Genomic DNA, 14985 nt, shown 5'->3' with positions numbered 1-14985 from the left:
CACGACAACGCGGGGCTGCGCACCGTGTGCTTACCTGCGTTACCTGGAATTCATGCCCTACGGGAACCTTCGACATGGATTGCTACGTACTATTACCGGCCACCCTTGGACAGTCCACAGGGTCACACAGCCATCACAGGGGAGTCATATGCGTCATTTCGGGCACATCGCCCCTGAGGTGCGGAACCGGTTGTTCCATCGGGAGCCGTGCACGTTCACCGCGGACTCTCCGGCCCGTCTGCTCGCCGCCGCCCTGGGGGCCACGCTCTACAGTCCGGCGATCCGCCCCCGGCTCGCCGACGACGTGGTCAAGCAGGCCGGGCGGGGCGTGGTCTCGATGGTGCTGTGCCTGGAGGACTCGATCGACGACGCGGAGGTCCCCGACGCCGAGGAGAACCTCGTACGCCAGTTCGCCGAGCTGGGGAGGGCGGAGGCCGAGCCGCCGCTGCTGTTCATTCGCGTCCGGGCCGCCGAGCAGATCCCCGATCTCGCGCGGCGGCTCGGGGACGATGTGCGGCTGCTGTCCGGGTTCGTCCTGCCCAAGTTCACCGAGGAGCGGGGGATTCCGTTCCTGGAGGCCCTTCAGGTCGCCGAGGCCGAGACCGGACGGCGGTTGTTCGCCATGCCGGTGCTGGAGTCGCCCGAGCTGCTCTACCGGGAGTCCCGGGTGGAGACCCTGGAGGGCATCTACCGTGCGATCGACAAGTTCCGGGACCGGGTGCTCGCGCTGCGGCTCGGGGTGACCGACTTCTGCTCGTCGTACGGACTGCGCCGGGCGCCGGACATGACGGCGTACGACGTACAGATCGTCGCCTCCGTCATCTCGGATGTGGTGAACATGCTCGGGCGGGCCGACGGGACCGGGTTCACCGTCACCGGGCCCGTGTGGGAGTACTTCCGGGTGCAGGAACGCATGTTCAAGCCCCAGCTGCGGCGCAGCCCCTTCCTGGAGGGGCAGGCCGACGAACTGCGGGCCGCGCTGATCGAGCACAGCATGGACGGGCTGCTCCGCGAGATCACCCTCGATCAGGCCAATGGACTGCTCGGCAAGACCTGTATCCACCCCTCGCACGTGCCGCCCGTGCACGCGTTGTCCGTGGTCAGCCGCGAGGAGTACAGCGACGCCCAGGACATCCTGCGCCCCGAGCGCGGCGGCGGGGGCGTGCTCAGGTCGGCGTACACGAACAAGATGAACGAAGTGAAGCCGCATCGCGCCTGGGCCGAGCGGACCATGCTGCGCGCCGAGGTGTTCGGCGTGGCCAATGAGGACATCGGATTCGTGGAGCTGCTCGCCGCGGGCATCCCCGGGTGAGCCATGACAAGGGACGGATGACGAACGCAGTGAACAACGGGGTCTGGTCGGGTACGTGGGTCGCCGAGCGGCTCGGCGTCGAACTCGTCGGCGACGGTCAGTTGCGTGACCTGCTGGGACTGGCCCTGCGCCGCAACCCCAAGCGCGCCCATCTGCTGGTGTCCAACGTGCTCGGCAAGCACGTACCGCAGGCCCCTTCCGTGGTGTACGGCGCCGGGTTCGCCCTCGGGCGCCGGGTGCGGGAGCTGTTGGGGGACGCCGTGCCCGGCGCCGTGGTGGTCGGGTACGCCGAGACCGCCACCGGTCTCGGCCACGCGGTCGCCGACGGGATCGGGGACGTGCCCTACCTGCACTCCACGCGGCGGCCCGTGCGCGGGGTCGTCCCGGCCGGGGGGTTCGAGGAGTCCCACTCACACGCCACCTCCCATCTGCTGCTGCCCGAGGACCCGGCCTTCCTCGCCGGGGACGGCCCGCTCGTCCTCGTCGACGACGAGTTCTCCACCGGCAACACCGTCCTCAACACCGTTCGGGCCCTGCACGAGCGCTATCCACGGCAGCGGTACGTCGTGGTCGCGCTGGTCGACATGCGGTCGGCGGGGGACCAGGAACGGCTGGCCGCCTTCGGGCGGGAGATCGGCGCCTCGGTGGAGCTGGTCGCCGCCGCGCGGGGGACCGTACGGCTTCCCGACGGCGTCCTGGAGAAGGGCCGGGCGCTCGTCGATGCCCATGAGGGGCGTGGTGTGACGCTGCCCGATGGCGCGCGGGGAGAGGTGCGGCGGGTCGAGCTGCGCTGGCCCGGCGGGGTGCCCGACGGCGGGCGGCACGGGTTCACGCCCGCGCACCGGCGGCGGCTCGAGCACGCGCTGCCCGCCCTCGGGGCGCGGCTCGCCGAGGCGCTGCCGGACGGGGCGCGCCGGGTGCTGGTGCTGGGCTGCGAGGAGCTGATGTACGCCCCGCTGCGGCTGGCACGCGAGCTGGAGCAGGCGGCCGAGGGGGTGGACATACGGTTCTCCACCACGACCCGGTCACCCGTCCTCGCCGTCGACGACCCCGGATACGCCATCCGCAGCCGCCTGGTCTTCCCCGCGCACGACGCCCCGGCCGACGGGCCCGGCGAGCGCTACGCCTACAACGTCGCGGGCGGTGGCTTCGACGCCGTGGTGGCCGTGGTGGACTCCGTCGCCGACACGCCCGAACTGCGTGCCGCCGGGGGGCTGCTGGACCAGCTCGCGGCGCACACCCCGTCCGTCCTGCTCGCGGTCGTGCCCTCGTACGTCCCTGAAAGGCCCACCATGCTCTCCGAGCCCCTTCGCGGCCCCGCCTTCTCCTCGTACGCGCCGGAGGAGGTGGGCTGGCTGCTCCAGGACCTGTCGGACGTCACGCTGGAGGCGCCGACCGAGGAGCGCGAGGAGGCCATCCAGAGCGGGGGCGCGCACTACGCCGAGTCGCTGCCGGTGGAGTACCAGCCCAGCGAGCAGTACCAGCAGCTGTTCCACACCGCCCTGGACGCCTCCGCGGCCCGGCTCGCCCACGCCGTCGGCGTGGTCACCGAGACCGTGCTCGCCGAGCGGTCGCCGCGGCCCGTGCTGGTGTCGCTGGCCCGCGCGGGCACGCCGGTCGGGGTGCTGATGCGCCGCTGGGCCCAGCACCGGCACGGTCTCGAACTGCCCCACTACGCCGTGTCGATCGTGCGCGGGCGCGGCATCGACGCCAACGCGCTGCGCTGGCTGGCCGAGCGGCACGACCCCGCCGACGTCGTCTTCGTCGACGGCTGGACCGGCAAGGGCGCCATCACCCGGGAACTCGCCGAGGCCCTGCGGGAGTTCGAGGAGCGGGAGGGCGTGCGCGGGTTCGATCCCGAGATCGCCGTGCTCGCCGACCCGGGGTCGTGCGTACGGACGTACGGGACCCGGGAGGACTTCCTCATCCCGTCCGCCTGCCTCAACTCCACCGTCTCCGGGCTGATATCCCGCACCGTGCTGCGGGCCGACCTGGTGGGCCCCGACGACTTCCACGGCGCGAAGTTCTACCGCGAACTCGCCGGGGCCGATGTGTCGGGCGACTTCCTGACCGCCGTAGCCGCCCGCTTCGGCGAGGTGGAGGACGCGGTCGACTCGGCCGTCAAGGAGCTGCTGGCCGCCGACCGCAGCCCCACCTGGGAGGGCTGGGCGGCCGTGGAGCGGATCAGCGAGGAGTACGGCATCCATGACGTGAACCTCGTCAAGCCGGGCGTCGGCGAGACCACCCGGGTGCTGCTGCGCCGGGTGCCCTGGAAGATCCTGGCGCGCGAGGGGGCGGGGGCCGACCTGGACCATGTCCGGCTGCTCGCCGAGCAGCGGGGGGTGGTCGTGGAGGAGGTCGCCGAACTGCCGTACACCTGCGTCGGTCTGATCCACCCCAAGTACACCCGGGGCGCGACCGGCGCCGACGGCAAGGCGGTGACGGTCTGATGCCGGTACTGGTGGCGAGCGACCTGGACCGTACGCTCATCTACTCCTCGGCGGCCCTCGCGCTGACCATGCCGGACGCGCGGGCGCCCCGGCTGCTCTGCGTCGAGGTGCACGAGAGCAGGCCGCTGTCGTATCTGACGGAGACGGCGGCCGGGCTGCTGAGTGAGCTGGGGGACGCGGCGGTCTTCGTGCCGACGACCACCCGGACGCGTAAGCAGTACGAGCGGATCAACCTGCCCGGTCCCGCGTCCCGGTACGCGATCTGCGCCAACGGCGGGCATCTGCTGGTCGACGGGGTGTCCGACGCCGACTGGCACCGGCAGGTCACCGCCCGGCTCGCCGACGAGTGCGCGCCCCTCGCCGAGGTGCGGGAGCACCTGTACGCCACGGCCGACCCGGCGTGGCTGCGCAAGCACCGGGTCGCGGAGGACCTCTTCGTCTACCTGGTCGTCGAGCGGGAGCTGCTGCCGGAGGACTGGGTCAAGGAACTGGCCGTGTGGGCGGAGAACCGCGGCTGGACGGTCTCCCTCCAGGGCCGCAAGCTCTACGCCGTCCCGAAGCCGTTGACCAAGAGCGCGGCCATGCGCGAGGTCGCCCGCCGCACGGGCGCCGACCTCTCGCTGGCCGCCGGTGACTCCCTCCTGGACGCCGACCTGCTCCTCGCCGCCGACCGGGGCTGGCGCCCGGGGCACGGCGAGCTGGCGGACGCGGGGTGGACCGCGCCGACGATCAGTGCGCTGCCGGAGCGGGGGGTGCTGGCGGGGGAGCGGATTCTTCGGGAGTTCCTGCGGGTGGCGCGGGAGGGTGCGCTGACCTGAGCATCCTGTCGGCGGGGGAGGGCTCAGCCGCAGCATCCCCCGCCGCAGCACCCTCCGCCGCCGCCACCGCCCGCGCCGCTGGTGCGCGGTGCGGAGGCCGTGCCGCCGACCGCGACCGTCGACAGCAGCTTGACCGTGTCGTCGTGACCGGCGGGGCAGTCGGCCGGGGCCGAGGAGTCGGCCATCGGGCGGCTCAGTTCGAAGGTGTCGCCGCAGGTACGGCAGCGGTACTCGTAGCGAGGCATGGGCACAGGTTAACCGGCGTCAGTGCCCCGTCGTAGTGCCGCGTTCCTCGCGGATCCGGCCGACGACGCCCGCCACCGTCTGCCGTACCGCCTCCGTCTCGGTGAGGAAGTGCCAGTAGTCGGGGTGGCGGCCCTCCAGGGAGGCGATCGCGCGTTCGAGGCGGGCCACGGAGTCGTCGAGGGGGCGGGCGTGGCGGGGGTCGGGGGTGTTGCGTCCGGCCATGGCGAGCCGCTGGGCGTCGCGGATGGCGAAACGGGTGCGGTCGATCTCCTGCTGGGGGTCCTTCTGGACGGCGTTCAGGCGGCGCAGGCGGTCACCGGCGGCGGACACGGCCTCGTCGGTGTTGTTGAGCAGGGCCCGCGCGGTGGACAGCAGGGCGGTGGCGTCCGGCCAGCGCTGGGCGTCCCGCGCGGCCCGCGCCTCGGCGAGCTTGCCCTCGGCCTGCCGTACCGTCTCGGTGGCCTGCTCGGGGACGTGCTGGAGGTCCTGCCAGCAGGCGACGGTGAACCGGCGCCGCAGCTCGCTCAGCACCGGCTCCACCTGCCCGGCGCGGGTGGTGAGCGCCTCGGCGCGGGTGCGCAGGGAGACCAGCCGGTGGTCGATCTCGGCGGCGCGCTCCGGCAGCCGCTGGGCCTCGGCCCGGATCGCCTCGGCCTCCCGGGCGACGCGCTCGGCACGCTCCAGGGTCTGCGGTACGCCGTGCTGACCCGCGCCCTGGTTCAGCCGGGTCAGCTCGGGGCCGAGGGCGGCCAGCCGGGCGGCGAGGTCGTCCGCGGCCAGCCCCGACTGCCGTACCGCGTCCAGGGCGTTGGAGGCGGCGAGCAGGGACTGCCGGGCGCGTTCGACGGCCGGGGCGAGGCGGGCGAGCTGGGTCTCGGCCTTGCCGAGCAGCGGACCGAGACCGTCCGCGAACCGGTCCAGGTCCTTCTTGACCCGCTCCAGCTCCTCCTTGGCCGTGGTCAGTTGGGTGCGGGCGCGGGTGGCGGCGGAGGCCTCCAGGTCGTCACGGTCGAGGTCGTGGGAGTCGACGGCCTCGATATAGCGGTGGCTGGCCTCGTCGATGCGCTGCCCGAGCGCGGCGAAGTCGGCGGTGGCGCGCCGGGCGGCCGGTGAGTCGTCGACGGCCGTGATCGTCTCGATGGAGATGCGCAGGTCGCGCTGGGCGGTGTCGAGTTCGTAGAACGCCGCGGCGGCGGCGTCCTTCGCGGCCTGGGCCTCGGCCCGCTGGCTCTCGGCCCGACCGCCGAACCAGCGCCGGGTGCCGCCGCCGGTGAACGAGGCGGGCAGGGCGAGTACGGCGACCAGTGGCAGGGCGGCGAGGACGAGGAGGTCCCCGAGCGGACCGGGGGTCCGGGAGCGGCGCACGCGCGGCCCCGACGGCGAGTACGGCTGTGCTGGTGTCGCCGTCACATCCCTCTCCCGTGCTGTGATTCGCCCTGCCCGGTGTCATTCTCCCACCGGTTAGGGACGAACACACGGGCCGGTCAGTTCGCGGTTCGGACCGTGACTTTTCCGTCGCCGGTGTGTGCGCTGACCACATGGGCGCTGGTCTCGTCCCGCGGCACCGACACATCCACCGCGCCGTCGCCGGTCCGGGTGCTCACCCGGTACGTGGCCTCGGGCAGCGAGATGGTGACGGAACCGTCCCCGGTGCGGGACTCGACCAGATCCGGTACGGCGCCCAGGGTGAGGTGCACCGAGCCGTCGCCGGTGTGTGCGCGCACCTCGCGCGAGGTGACGTCGGCGCGGGCCGAGCCGTCGCCGGTGCGCAGCCTCAGCGGGCCGGTGGAGTCGGTGACGTGCACGGACCCGTCGCCGGTCCGAATGTCCAGCGCGTCCTGGAAGCCCCGCGCCCGCACACTGCCGTCGCCGTCCTCGACCTTGACGGTGATCCCGCGCGGCACCTCTATCCGGTGCTTGGCCGCGCAGTCCGCGACCACGCCGGTGCAGTTCATCCGCAGCTTCAGCCGGTCGCCGGACATGGACCAGGACACCTCCGGGTCGGACCCGACCACCACCGACCCCTGGAACCACCGGGTGACCGTGATCTCCCCCGCCGGATTCCCGTCCGCGGCGATGATCTCCAGCGCCGAGTCGTCGGAATCGACGGTGAGCGTACGCCCCTCGACGGCGAAGCTGCGCCGCTCGGGCTCGCTGTCGTCCTCGGCGGACGCCCCACAGGCGGTCGCGCCCGCCAGCAGGACCGCTACGGCCCCCGCGACGGCGGCCGCGCGTACGGGGACGGCGGTACGGGGCGGGCGAGAGCTGGACATGAGGACTTCCCCCTGATCACCTGGACGACCTGCGCGGTACCCCCGACGCAGTACTCCGACCGTATGGACCCGACGCCCCCGGAGGCATCCGGGCCGCTCCCGGATCCGGGGTGGGGTTATCCCCAGGTCCGCCTACGGGTTTGCGGGACAGTGCCCCGGGCAAGGTAGGCTGTCGACTCGTTCTCGGGTGCGTAGCTCAGGGGTAGAGCGCCTGCCTTACAAGCAGGATGTCGGCGGTTCGAAACCGTCCGCGCCCACACAGGTCAGAGGCCCTCCGCGTGATCCGCGGGGGGCCTCTGTAGATCATTTAGGCGATATTTGGGAGATCAGCTTCCGAGCGCCCTCACGCCACGCTCCGGAGCGTCACTCGCCGTCCCCGCCGCCAGCGCGCGGTCAACGCGTCCAGCCGATGCCGACGCATCTCCGGGGTGATGTGCTCGTAGGTCCCCTCGATGTCCTTCGGCACCCACCCCATCGTCGCGAACCGCAGCGCGCGGTCGACCCGGTCCTCCTTCATCCACGTGTCCGCGGTGTGCCGCGCCCCGCGCATCGTGAACCCCGTCAGGATCGGCTCCCACCCCTCCCGGCCCGCATACCCGCGCTTCCGGGGGATCGCATCCCGCCCGTCCGCCACCGGCCGCAGCTCCCGGCTGAAGTTCCCCCGCAGCCAGAACGACCCGGAGGGCGTGGTGAAGGGATGGTCGTACGGCCACGCCTCGATGTGCGTGTCGAGCAACCGGACCAGGAACTCGGGCACATCGACCTCCCTGGCGCTGTACTTGTTCTTCGGCGGCCCCAGGTAGACCTCCAGCCGCGACTTCGGCGGCTTCCGCCGGTTCGCCTTCCACCCCTTCGCCCGGCACTTCTCCAGCCGGGCGTCCTCCGCCTGGTGCCACGCCGCGAGACCGGCCTCGTCCAGCTCGATCGGATCCTCATGCAGCGCCCCCACCTTGGGGTCGACCCGGATCACGTGCCGGACGACAGGCCGACCGTCGATCTTGTCGATTCGTTTCAGCAAGCAGTTGTCCTTGTGGAGGCCGACCAGCTCGCCCCACCGGAAGCCGAGGTAGCAGTCGGTGAGCACCATCAGCCCCTGGACACCACCGAAGCGCTGATGCAGGCGCTGGGCGTCCTCAGGCTGCGCCCACACCTCCTCCTCGCCCTCGTCTACGTGGTCCACACCCGCGAGGATGCGCCGACCGAAGAGCTTGTTGGTGTGGATGTACCCGGCGTCCTCCGCCCCCGAGAGGATGCTCGAGAGCAGACTCCGCGCCTGGGCCACCGTGTCCGGGTCGTGCGGGCCGTGCGGCTTCGATACCTCGGTTGCCCAGGCCTGGACCGCGAAGACGTTGTTCACGTCCTTCAGCGCGGTGTACTCCCACTTGGGCAGCAGCAGCTTGTCCAACAGGTACGCCCGGCTCGACTGGGTCCGAGGCCGCCGTCGGTTCGCCGTCTTCCAGATCTCCACCCACTTGCCGAAGGGCGTGTTCAGCTTCTGCGGGTCGATCCAGGTGCCGGCCCGGATCGCCGCCTCCTGCTCGGCCCCCCACTCCTCCGCCGTCTTCTTCGTTGGGAAGCCTGGTTCCGTCAGCCACGCTGGCTTGTGCCCGGGGGGCGCCTTGTACTTGCAACGCCAGGTGAACTGGGTGGTCTTCTTCCCGTTGCGGACTTTGTAGACCTTCTCCGCGTACGCCAATGTCTCGTCCCCTGCCTGGAGTTCCGGCCGGGTCAGACGGCCCGCAGCTGTGTCATGTAGCGCGCGGGCATGCGCACCCAGTCCGGAGATCGTTCGGACTGTGAGCGGGTGATCGCGTCAGCGGCCCGCTCTGTGATGAGGCCGGTGCGCACGACGTACCGGATGTACTCCGGCCGGTCGTCGACGACGATGGCGCACCCGGGCTCCATGTCCGAGCGAAGCTCCATCCAGATGGGGATCTTCTGCCCTCTCGGTGCCTCTGGTGTCCGCGGCTTCCACCGCAGGGCCTGCTGTGTGAAGACGTCCTCGAACGCGACGACGCCTTCAGGTGTGATGTCGTCCCAGTGAAAGAAGAAGAAGACGGTCGCCCGGTCCACTTCCTCGTCGATGTGGTCGGTCATGTGCGGTGCGAACCAGGCGCCGCGTACACGCTCCACTTTGATAGTCAGGTCCATGCTGCATCCCCGATCCGCCGAGCGGTGCCCCCCTCTCGGTAACGGTCCGTGAATGCAACCACACACCCCGCTTTTGCGCCATGGATCTGCGGAAAGTCGCCTAGGACTCTGCAACCTCGTCCGTCTCGGCAGCGATGCCCTGGAGGTGGCGACGGGCGCGCCGGTAGCGCGCGGCGATGCGTTCCACTTCCTCGGGCGTAGCGTCCTTTTTCCCTTGTAGGACCACGATGATCTGCCCGTCCTCCTCGTCGGGGCCCAAGTTGAAGACCTGGCTTCCGAGGACCCTTCCGGAGCGGAGTTCGTACTCGACATCGGGTGTGAGGCCGAGGGCTGGAACGGGGCGCAGGGCCTGTTTTCCGCCATCTGCCATGGCTGGTTCGCCACCGGCGAGGACGCGGTCTACGGAGTCGTCTGTCCAGCCGAGCCACCGGGCGTAGGCGTGGACGGTGGAGCGGGTGACTTGGGCCACCGCAGCGCTCTCCATCTTCTGGATGGTGCTGCGGCCCACTTCGAGTGCTGCGGCCACGTCCGTCTGTGAGACGCGCGGTCGTCTCGCCAGGCGGGCGGCCTTCAGCTGCTCACCGAGGCGTGCGAAGTCCTGGTCCATGGCCTCCATGATGCACCACTGGGTTGCATGCGGGCAGGGCGGATTCGGCTTATTGACCTGCGTGTATTGGGTGCATTGTCTGCGTGCGGTTGCATCAAGTGCCCCGTCTGTACGCCTTGACCTCAGCTAGATGCTCGGATTGCAAGCATCTAGTGAGTCAGAGTGCTTGCATCGGTAGGCAGAGTGCGCTTAGATCGTAAGCGTGAGACCCCATGGACAAGCAGTTCGGGCTTGGCGTCTTGCTCGGAATCTGAGCATTCGCCAGGTGGAGCAGCAGACCGGCCTCAATCGCGGCTGGCTGTCCCGCCTGGAGCGTGGCCAGATCCGAACCACGGCAGACGAACGCATCCAGCGGGTCGCCACCGTGCTCGACATCACCCCTGACCTGCTCGAACTCAAGGAGACGAAGCCGTGACCGGAAGGAAGGCCACGCGCAGGCACCACTCCAAGCTGAAGCGCCTCCTGGCCGCCAGCGCCGCACAGCGCCAGGCCGCCGACGAGAGCACCGAGTTCCGCCGGTGGACGCCGGAGGAGGTCGTCGAGAAGCAGCTGCTGCCGTACCGCAGCGTGCGCGTGCTCAAGCAGCGCTGCTACCGGCGCGAGATCCACCACCACCTCGACGGCGGCCGGATCACCTTCACCGCCGAGGACCTCCGCCGCGAGGCCGAGCGCACGGCCGTCGAGCCGTTCGCCAAGCCCGCCTGACACCACGAGGGCCGCCCCGGACGCGACCCGGGACGGCCCTCCACAACACAAAACCCACCTGAGAGAAGGGATCTGGCTGTGTCTACCAAGGCTAACGCCAAGATCAACCCCACGGGAGGCCACGCGACGGCCGCCCTCGTGGCCCAGGCCGCAGCGGGTGACCGCGACGCCTTCGCCACCCTCTACAACGAGCACAGGCACGAGGTGTTCGCCTACCTCTACACCCGCACTCGCGACCGCGCGCTGGCCGAGGACCTGACCCAGGACGTGTTCGTCCGCGCCCTGCGGAAGCTGAACACGTTCACCGGCCCCCGCGGCGCTGGCTTCGCGGGCTGGCTCGCGGTGATCGCCCGGAACATCTACCTCGACTACGTGAAGTCGTCCAGGGCCCGCCTGGAGGTGCCGGTCGCCGAGATGTTCGACGGGGACTCCCGCGACCGCTCCGCGGAGGCGTCCGCCATGCGGGAGCTGGACATCGCGGAGGCCGCCGAGACGGTGATGGCCGCGATGCGCAGCCTCAACCCGTATCAGCGGGAGTGCATCGGGCTGCGGTACATCGACGGTCTGTCGGTCCCCGAGGTCGCGGCCCGCCTGGGCAAGGCCGAGGGCGCGGTGAAGACCCTCGCTTTCCGCGCGATGCACACCATGCGTCGGGCGCTCGCCGAGCAGCAGGGAGCCGCGGCATGAACCGGAACTTCCCCCACGCGGTCCGCGTCGTCCGCGAGACCCTCGGCGACACGGCGAGTGACCCCGCGGCCGCCATCGTCCGCGCCCTGGACGTCGTCGGCCTCCTGGTCGACCCGGAGAAGTCGTACGGCATGGTGCCGCCGCGCACGCCGATCGACGACACCCCGCGCGAGCACCAGGCGCACCAGGAGCTGCCGCAGCGCACCGAGCTGGAGGCGCAGGCCCTCGCCTGGGACCAGGCGTGCGAGCGGGCCCGCCGCGTCGCCGCCGTCATCCAGCGCCACGTCGGCGAGCACCCCGCCTTCCAGAACCTCCAGCTGGACGGCGACCGGATCCTGGTCTCGCTGCACATTGTCCAGCAGTCCCAGTGGGCGCAGTGGCGGCGGTACTTCGGGATTGCGCACGACAGGGAGACGCCGCTGCCGTACGTGGTCGCCGGTGAGGGCCACCGTGACGGGGTCCGCGTCTCGGTCCTGGCGTACGACCTGCCGGAGGCCCGGAAGCTCGCGCTGGAGGTCGCGAAGGCGCCCTACGAGGTCGAGGGCATCGTGTACGACCTGGCGCTGCCGCAGCAGGACGCGTCCGGTGAGGTCTGGTTCTACCAGGGCATGCGGACGGCGGACGGTATGCCGCTGCTGTCGGTGGACGGCCGCCCGGAGCGGTGCACGCTGGCGAACATCGCCCGTCAGGGGGGCCCGCTGACGGCCGTCACGGGCACCCCGTCACCGCAGGGCGCGCCCGTCGCGACGAACGGTCAGGGTGGTGGTCCGGCATGAGGAAGGTCACCGCCGCGATGCAGGCGGCTGTCGTGACGATGCTGGTCGCCAAGCGGCCCGCGCTCGACAAGTTGCCGATCCGCTGGGAGCTGCGTCCCGACGGACGGATCTACGTCGACGAGCAGTACGGCGCCGACCCCGCGGTCGTTCCGCAGATCGCCGCCGAGCTGGCTCGCGCCATGCGCGGGGCCAAGCAGATCGCCGCCGAGCTGGCTCGCGCCATGCGCGGGGCCAAGACGAACACGTACGAGATGCCCGAGGACGGCGGCACCATCACCCGCGCCCATCAGGTTGAGGGCCAGCCCAACGGCGTGCGGGTCGAGTTCCACAGCTACGAGCGCGGTATCCAGCCGAGCGAGACGGCGGCGGGCGCCGAGGGTGGTGAGACCGCATGAAGCGCAAGATGGTCGACCACGTCGCCGTCGCCGCGCTCTGCCGCGCCAACCCGCGCCAGTGGCAGGACGTCGGGGAGTACGGGTCCGGTCAGTCCGCGGACGCCGTGGTCCACGCGATCCGCAACGCCTTCGCGAAGTCGGGCCGCTCCGCCTATGCCCCGCCGGGAGCCTTCGAGGCGCGTCGGGAACTGACGGAGTACGGGGCCCGGGTGGAGGCCCGCTACGTGGGCGAGGCGATCCGGGACGTGGCAACCGCCGTCCGCGAGTACGGAGCCTTGCCGGTCCCGGCCGGGAACAAGCCCACCCTCACCTTCTTCCGCCCGGGCCGTCTATACACCCGAGACCTGCCGTTCCGAGCGTCGGAGGACCGGCCGAACTTCGAGTGCGTGGGCATCGGTCGGCACCCCACGAAGGACTCGTTGCGGGCGTTCGGGTTCGAGCAGCCCGGGGACGGCCAGCCGTGGGCGTCCGCCGCGCAGCGCATGGAGGAATGGACGGACGGCTGGGTCGACTTGGGCCCGGCCCGCCCGGACCGGTTGACGCACACCTTCGCCCCCACGCAGGCGCTCCGCGAGGAGGAGCCGCTCGCTCCGCAGACGGAGCGGTCCCGGGCCGCCGAGCAAGAGGAGAAGTGCAGCCGCGAGGCCGACGCCACTCCCTTCTTCGTGAGCGGTCACCTCTACGCGAACGGGCCCTGGCGCTTCCACTGCGGCACCGTCACCACCCACCCCGCCACCGGCGAGCGGACAGCGCTCGGTTGGCTCCAGGTCGACGGCAGCGGGTGGACCACCTACGGGTACAGCGAGGCCGAGTGGGGCAGCGACTGGACCGACGTCACCGGGCCGGGTGAGGGCCAGTGAGCGCGTACAGCCGCGCCTACCAGGCGCTGACCACCGGTCGGGCCCTCCGCCCCGGCGAGGCCGCGCAGCTGCTCGCCGACCTCCGCAAGGAGTCCGGCACCGAGCTGGCGGACGCCGTCGAGAAGCAGCTCGACGGCAAGTACCGCCGGGCCGACGGCGACAGCGACACGGCCTTCCGGAGGAAGCGGCAGACGTACGGCGCCGCGATGCGGATCGTCAACGCCTTCCGGCACCTCGCCGCCGCTCCCTCCCACCCCAACATCCCGAACCAGCGCAACGACCGGAGCACGTCATGACCACCTTCACCTTCGCCCCGGCGACCCGCGAGACCGCACGGGCCCGGATCGCCCTCCAGGGCCCCGGCGGCTCCGGCAAGACCAAGACCGCCCTCCGCATGGCGAAGGCCCTGGCGCAGGGCGGCGTGATCGGCGTCGTCGACACCGAGCGCGGCTCCGCCCTCAAGTACGCCCCGGTCCCGGGCCGCCCGGACATCGAGGCGCACGAGTTCGCGCACCTGCCGATGGCGTTCTGCTCCCCGGAGAACCTCATCGGTGCAGTGAAGGCCGCCATCGAGGCGCGTGTTGCCGTGCTCATCATCGACAGCTGGTCGGCCTTCTGGGCGGGCAAGGGCGGTCTCCTCGCCCGAGTCGACGAGGAGTCGAGGAAGGCTGGCAACTACGGCGGGAAGTTCACCGCCTGGGGGCCTGTGAACGAGCTGGAGCAGGAGATGCTCGACGCCCTCCTGAACTTTCCCGGCCACGTCATCGTCACCATGCGGACGAAGAACGACTACGCCATGGAGGGGAAGAACGTCACGAAGGTCGGCGTCAAGACCGTCCAGCGCGAGGGAGCCGAGTACGAGGTCGATGTCGTGATCGACATGATCGCGGGCACCGGCACCGTCACCAAGACCAGGTACTCCGCGTTGGACGGCGCGTCGGTCCACCACCCCGGCCCCGACTTCGCCGAGGCGATCCTGGAGCAGCTCGGCCAGGGCGTCGACCCCGTCCAGGTCATCGTGGACGAACTGGTCCGCGACGGCCTGACGTATGACCGGGCGCTGGAGCTGCACGGCCAGGCAAAGGCCCGCAACCTCCTCGGTGCCGACCTGCTGCACCCGAAGACCGGCGAGCCCGCGACGCTCGGGGCCGTCATCAAGGAGTACGGGCAGGCCGTCAAGCCGCCCGTCACGACGGGCGTCACGACGGACGTCACGAGCACCCCGTCGGCGCGGCCCGCCGAGGAGTCGAGCGCGCCGGAGTACACCGGGCCGTCGGCTCACTCGCTGGCCGACGCTGAGGGGTCCGCCCCGGCCGTACGCCAGGCGCCGCCGGAGGAGCAGGGGCTGACGCCCGTCACGGCCCCGCAGATGCGGATGATGCACGCCTGCTTCGCCAAGGTCGGCCTCGGTGACAAGGACTCGCGGGCCGCCCGGCTCTACGCGACGTCGCTGATCATCGGCCGCCAGATCGGCTCGGCGAACGACCTGACCAAGGACGAGGCACAGACCCTGCTCGACACGCTCACCAACTACGGCGACCGGCAGACCGGACCCGCCGACTTCGCGGACATGCTCACCGGCCTGGAGAGCGCCGCCCGCGAACTCGCCGAGCAGGACGCCCACCAGCCCGCCTGATTCACCACTGACCGCGGGCCCGCCCCCACCCCTCACCGGGGCGGGCCCGCACCCCCCTGAAAGGAGGTG

General features: G+C 71.3%; 17 protein-coding genes and 1 tRNA gene. 12 read left to right on the top strand and 6 right to left on the bottom strand.

Features of this window, described 5'->3' with window-relative positions; all coding sequences use genetic code 11:
• The first annotated feature begins 148 nt into the window (after window positions 1–148).
• Genes ACFVQG_RS18480 through ACFVQG_RS18470 form a run of 3 tightly spaced genes read left to right on the top strand, consistent with a single transcriptional unit; the run spans window position 149 to window position 4580 of the window.
• Window positions 149–1312, top strand: coding sequence for an HpcH/HpaI aldolase/citrate lyase family protein (locus ACFVQG_RS18480; protein ID WP_383383722.1), 1164 nt, complete (start codon window positions 149–151; stop codon window positions 1310–1312).
• Window positions 1313–1329: 17 nt separating this feature from the next.
• On the top strand, window positions 1330–3762 hold the full coding sequence (locus tag ACFVQG_RS18475; protein ID WP_383383719.1) for a phosphoribosyltransferase: 2433 nt from the start codon (window positions 1330–1332) through the stop codon (window positions 3760–3762).
• Window positions 3762–4580, top strand: a complete 819-nt coding sequence (locus ACFVQG_RS18470) for an HAD family hydrolase (RefSeq protein WP_383383716.1) — start codon at window positions 3762–3764, stop codon at window positions 4578–4580. Before ACFVQG_RS18475 ends, ACFVQG_RS18470 begins: the two co-directional genes overlap by 1 nt.
• Before the next feature lie 23 nt (window positions 4581–4603).
• On the opposite strand, the gene ACFVQG_RS18465 is transcribed toward ACFVQG_RS18470, so the two are convergent.
• The 3 genes from ACFVQG_RS18465 to ACFVQG_RS18455 all read right to left on the bottom strand — a co-directional run bounded on the left by ACFVQG_RS18465 (window position 4604) and on the right by ACFVQG_RS18455 (window position 7099).
• Complete coding sequence (locus tag ACFVQG_RS18465; RefSeq protein WP_383383713.1) at window positions 4604–4825, bottom strand: zinc ribbon domain-containing protein; 222 nt, start codon at window positions 4823–4825, stop codon at window positions 4604–4606.
• Window positions 4826–4844: 19 nt separating this feature from the next.
• The gene (locus ACFVQG_RS18460) at window positions 4845–6236 is read right to left on the bottom strand and encodes a hypothetical protein (protein ID WP_383383710.1); all 1392 of its coding nucleotides are present in this window, start codon (window positions 6234–6236) and stop codon (window positions 4845–4847) included.
• A gap of 74 nt (window positions 6237–6310) precedes the next feature.
• The gene (locus ACFVQG_RS18455) at window positions 6311–7099 is read right to left on the bottom strand and encodes a DUF4097 family beta strand repeat-containing protein (protein ID WP_383383707.1); all 789 of its coding nucleotides are present in this window, start codon (window positions 7097–7099) and stop codon (window positions 6311–6313) included.
• Between the two features lie 185 nt (window positions 7100–7284).
• Between ACFVQG_RS18455 and ACFVQG_RS18450 the strand changes: the two genes are divergently transcribed.
• A tRNA-Val gene (locus tag ACFVQG_RS18450) sits at window positions 7285–7356 on the top strand.
• An 86-nt stretch (window positions 7357–7442) separates the two neighbouring features.
• On the opposite strand, the gene ACFVQG_RS18445 is transcribed toward ACFVQG_RS18450, so the two are convergent.
• The 3 genes from ACFVQG_RS18445 to ACFVQG_RS18435 all read right to left on the bottom strand — a co-directional run bounded on the left by ACFVQG_RS18445 (window position 7443) and on the right by ACFVQG_RS18435 (window position 9857).
• A complete protein-coding gene (locus tag ACFVQG_RS18445) occupies window positions 7443–8795 on the bottom strand; it encodes a hypothetical protein (RefSeq protein ID WP_383383704.1) in 1353 nt (450 codons plus the stop codon).
• A gap of 32 nt (window positions 8796–8827) precedes the next feature.
• Window positions 8828–9250, bottom strand: a complete 423-nt coding sequence (locus tag ACFVQG_RS18440; RefSeq protein WP_383383701.1) for a hypothetical protein — start codon at window positions 9248–9250, stop codon at window positions 8828–8830.
• Between the two features lie 100 nt (window positions 9251–9350).
• Window positions 9351–9857, bottom strand: coding sequence for a helix-turn-helix domain-containing protein (locus ACFVQG_RS18435; RefSeq protein WP_383383698.1), 507 nt, complete (start codon window positions 9855–9857; stop codon window positions 9351–9353).
• Window positions 9858–10059: 202 nt separating this feature from the next.
• Between ACFVQG_RS18435 and ACFVQG_RS18430 the strand changes: the two genes are divergently transcribed.
• From ACFVQG_RS18430 to ACFVQG_RS18395, 8 genes are all read left to right on the top strand, one after another.
• Window positions 10060–10272: a helix-turn-helix domain-containing protein gene (locus ACFVQG_RS18430; protein ID WP_383383696.1), complete on the top strand. Its 213-nt coding sequence runs from the start codon at window positions 10060–10062 to the stop codon at window positions 10270–10272.
• The gene (locus ACFVQG_RS18425; protein ID WP_383383693.1) at window positions 10269–10562 is read left to right on the top strand and encodes a hypothetical protein; all 294 of its coding nucleotides are present in this window, start codon (window positions 10269–10271) and stop codon (window positions 10560–10562) included. The genes ACFVQG_RS18430 and ACFVQG_RS18425 overlap by 4 nt, the downstream gene beginning before the upstream one ends.
• Before the next feature lie 78 nt (window positions 10563–10640).
• Window positions 10641–11249: an RNA polymerase sigma factor gene (locus ACFVQG_RS18420; RefSeq protein WP_383383690.1), complete on the top strand. Its 609-nt coding sequence runs from the start codon at window positions 10641–10643 to the stop codon at window positions 11247–11249.
• Window positions 11246–12025, top strand: a complete 780-nt coding sequence (locus tag ACFVQG_RS18415; RefSeq protein ID WP_383383688.1) for a BN159_2729 family protein — start codon at window positions 11246–11248, stop codon at window positions 12023–12025. The genes ACFVQG_RS18420 and ACFVQG_RS18415 overlap by 4 nt, the downstream gene beginning before the upstream one ends.
• Window positions 12022–12420 carry a hypothetical protein gene (locus ACFVQG_RS18410; RefSeq protein ID WP_383383685.1) on the top strand — a complete coding sequence of 133 codons (399 nt, stop codon included), beginning with the start codon at window positions 12022–12024 and terminating at the stop codon, window positions 12418–12420. The genes ACFVQG_RS18415 and ACFVQG_RS18410 overlap by 4 nt, the downstream gene beginning before the upstream one ends.
• The gene (locus ACFVQG_RS18405) at window positions 12417–13280 is read left to right on the top strand and encodes a hypothetical protein (protein WP_383383683.1); all 864 of its coding nucleotides are present in this window, start codon (window positions 12417–12419) and stop codon (window positions 13278–13280) included. Before ACFVQG_RS18410 ends, ACFVQG_RS18405 begins: the two co-directional genes overlap by 4 nt.
• Window positions 13277–13576, top strand: coding sequence for a hypothetical protein (locus tag ACFVQG_RS18400; protein ID WP_383383680.1), 300 nt, complete (start codon window positions 13277–13279; stop codon window positions 13574–13576). The genes ACFVQG_RS18405 and ACFVQG_RS18400 overlap by 4 nt, the downstream gene beginning before the upstream one ends.
• Complete coding sequence (locus ACFVQG_RS18395; protein ID WP_383383677.1) at window positions 13573–14916, top strand: AAA family ATPase; 1344 nt, start codon at window positions 13573–13575, stop codon at window positions 14914–14916. The genes ACFVQG_RS18400 and ACFVQG_RS18395 overlap by 4 nt, the downstream gene beginning before the upstream one ends.
• Window positions 14917–14985: the final 69 nt, after the last annotated feature.

This window comes from Streptomyces sp. NPDC057877 (assembly GCF_042796855.1).
Taxonomy (GTDB): domain Bacteria; phylum Actinomycetota; class Actinomycetes; order Streptomycetales; family Streptomycetaceae; genus Streptomyces.
This window is presented reverse-complemented; position numbering and strand designations above follow the sequence as displayed.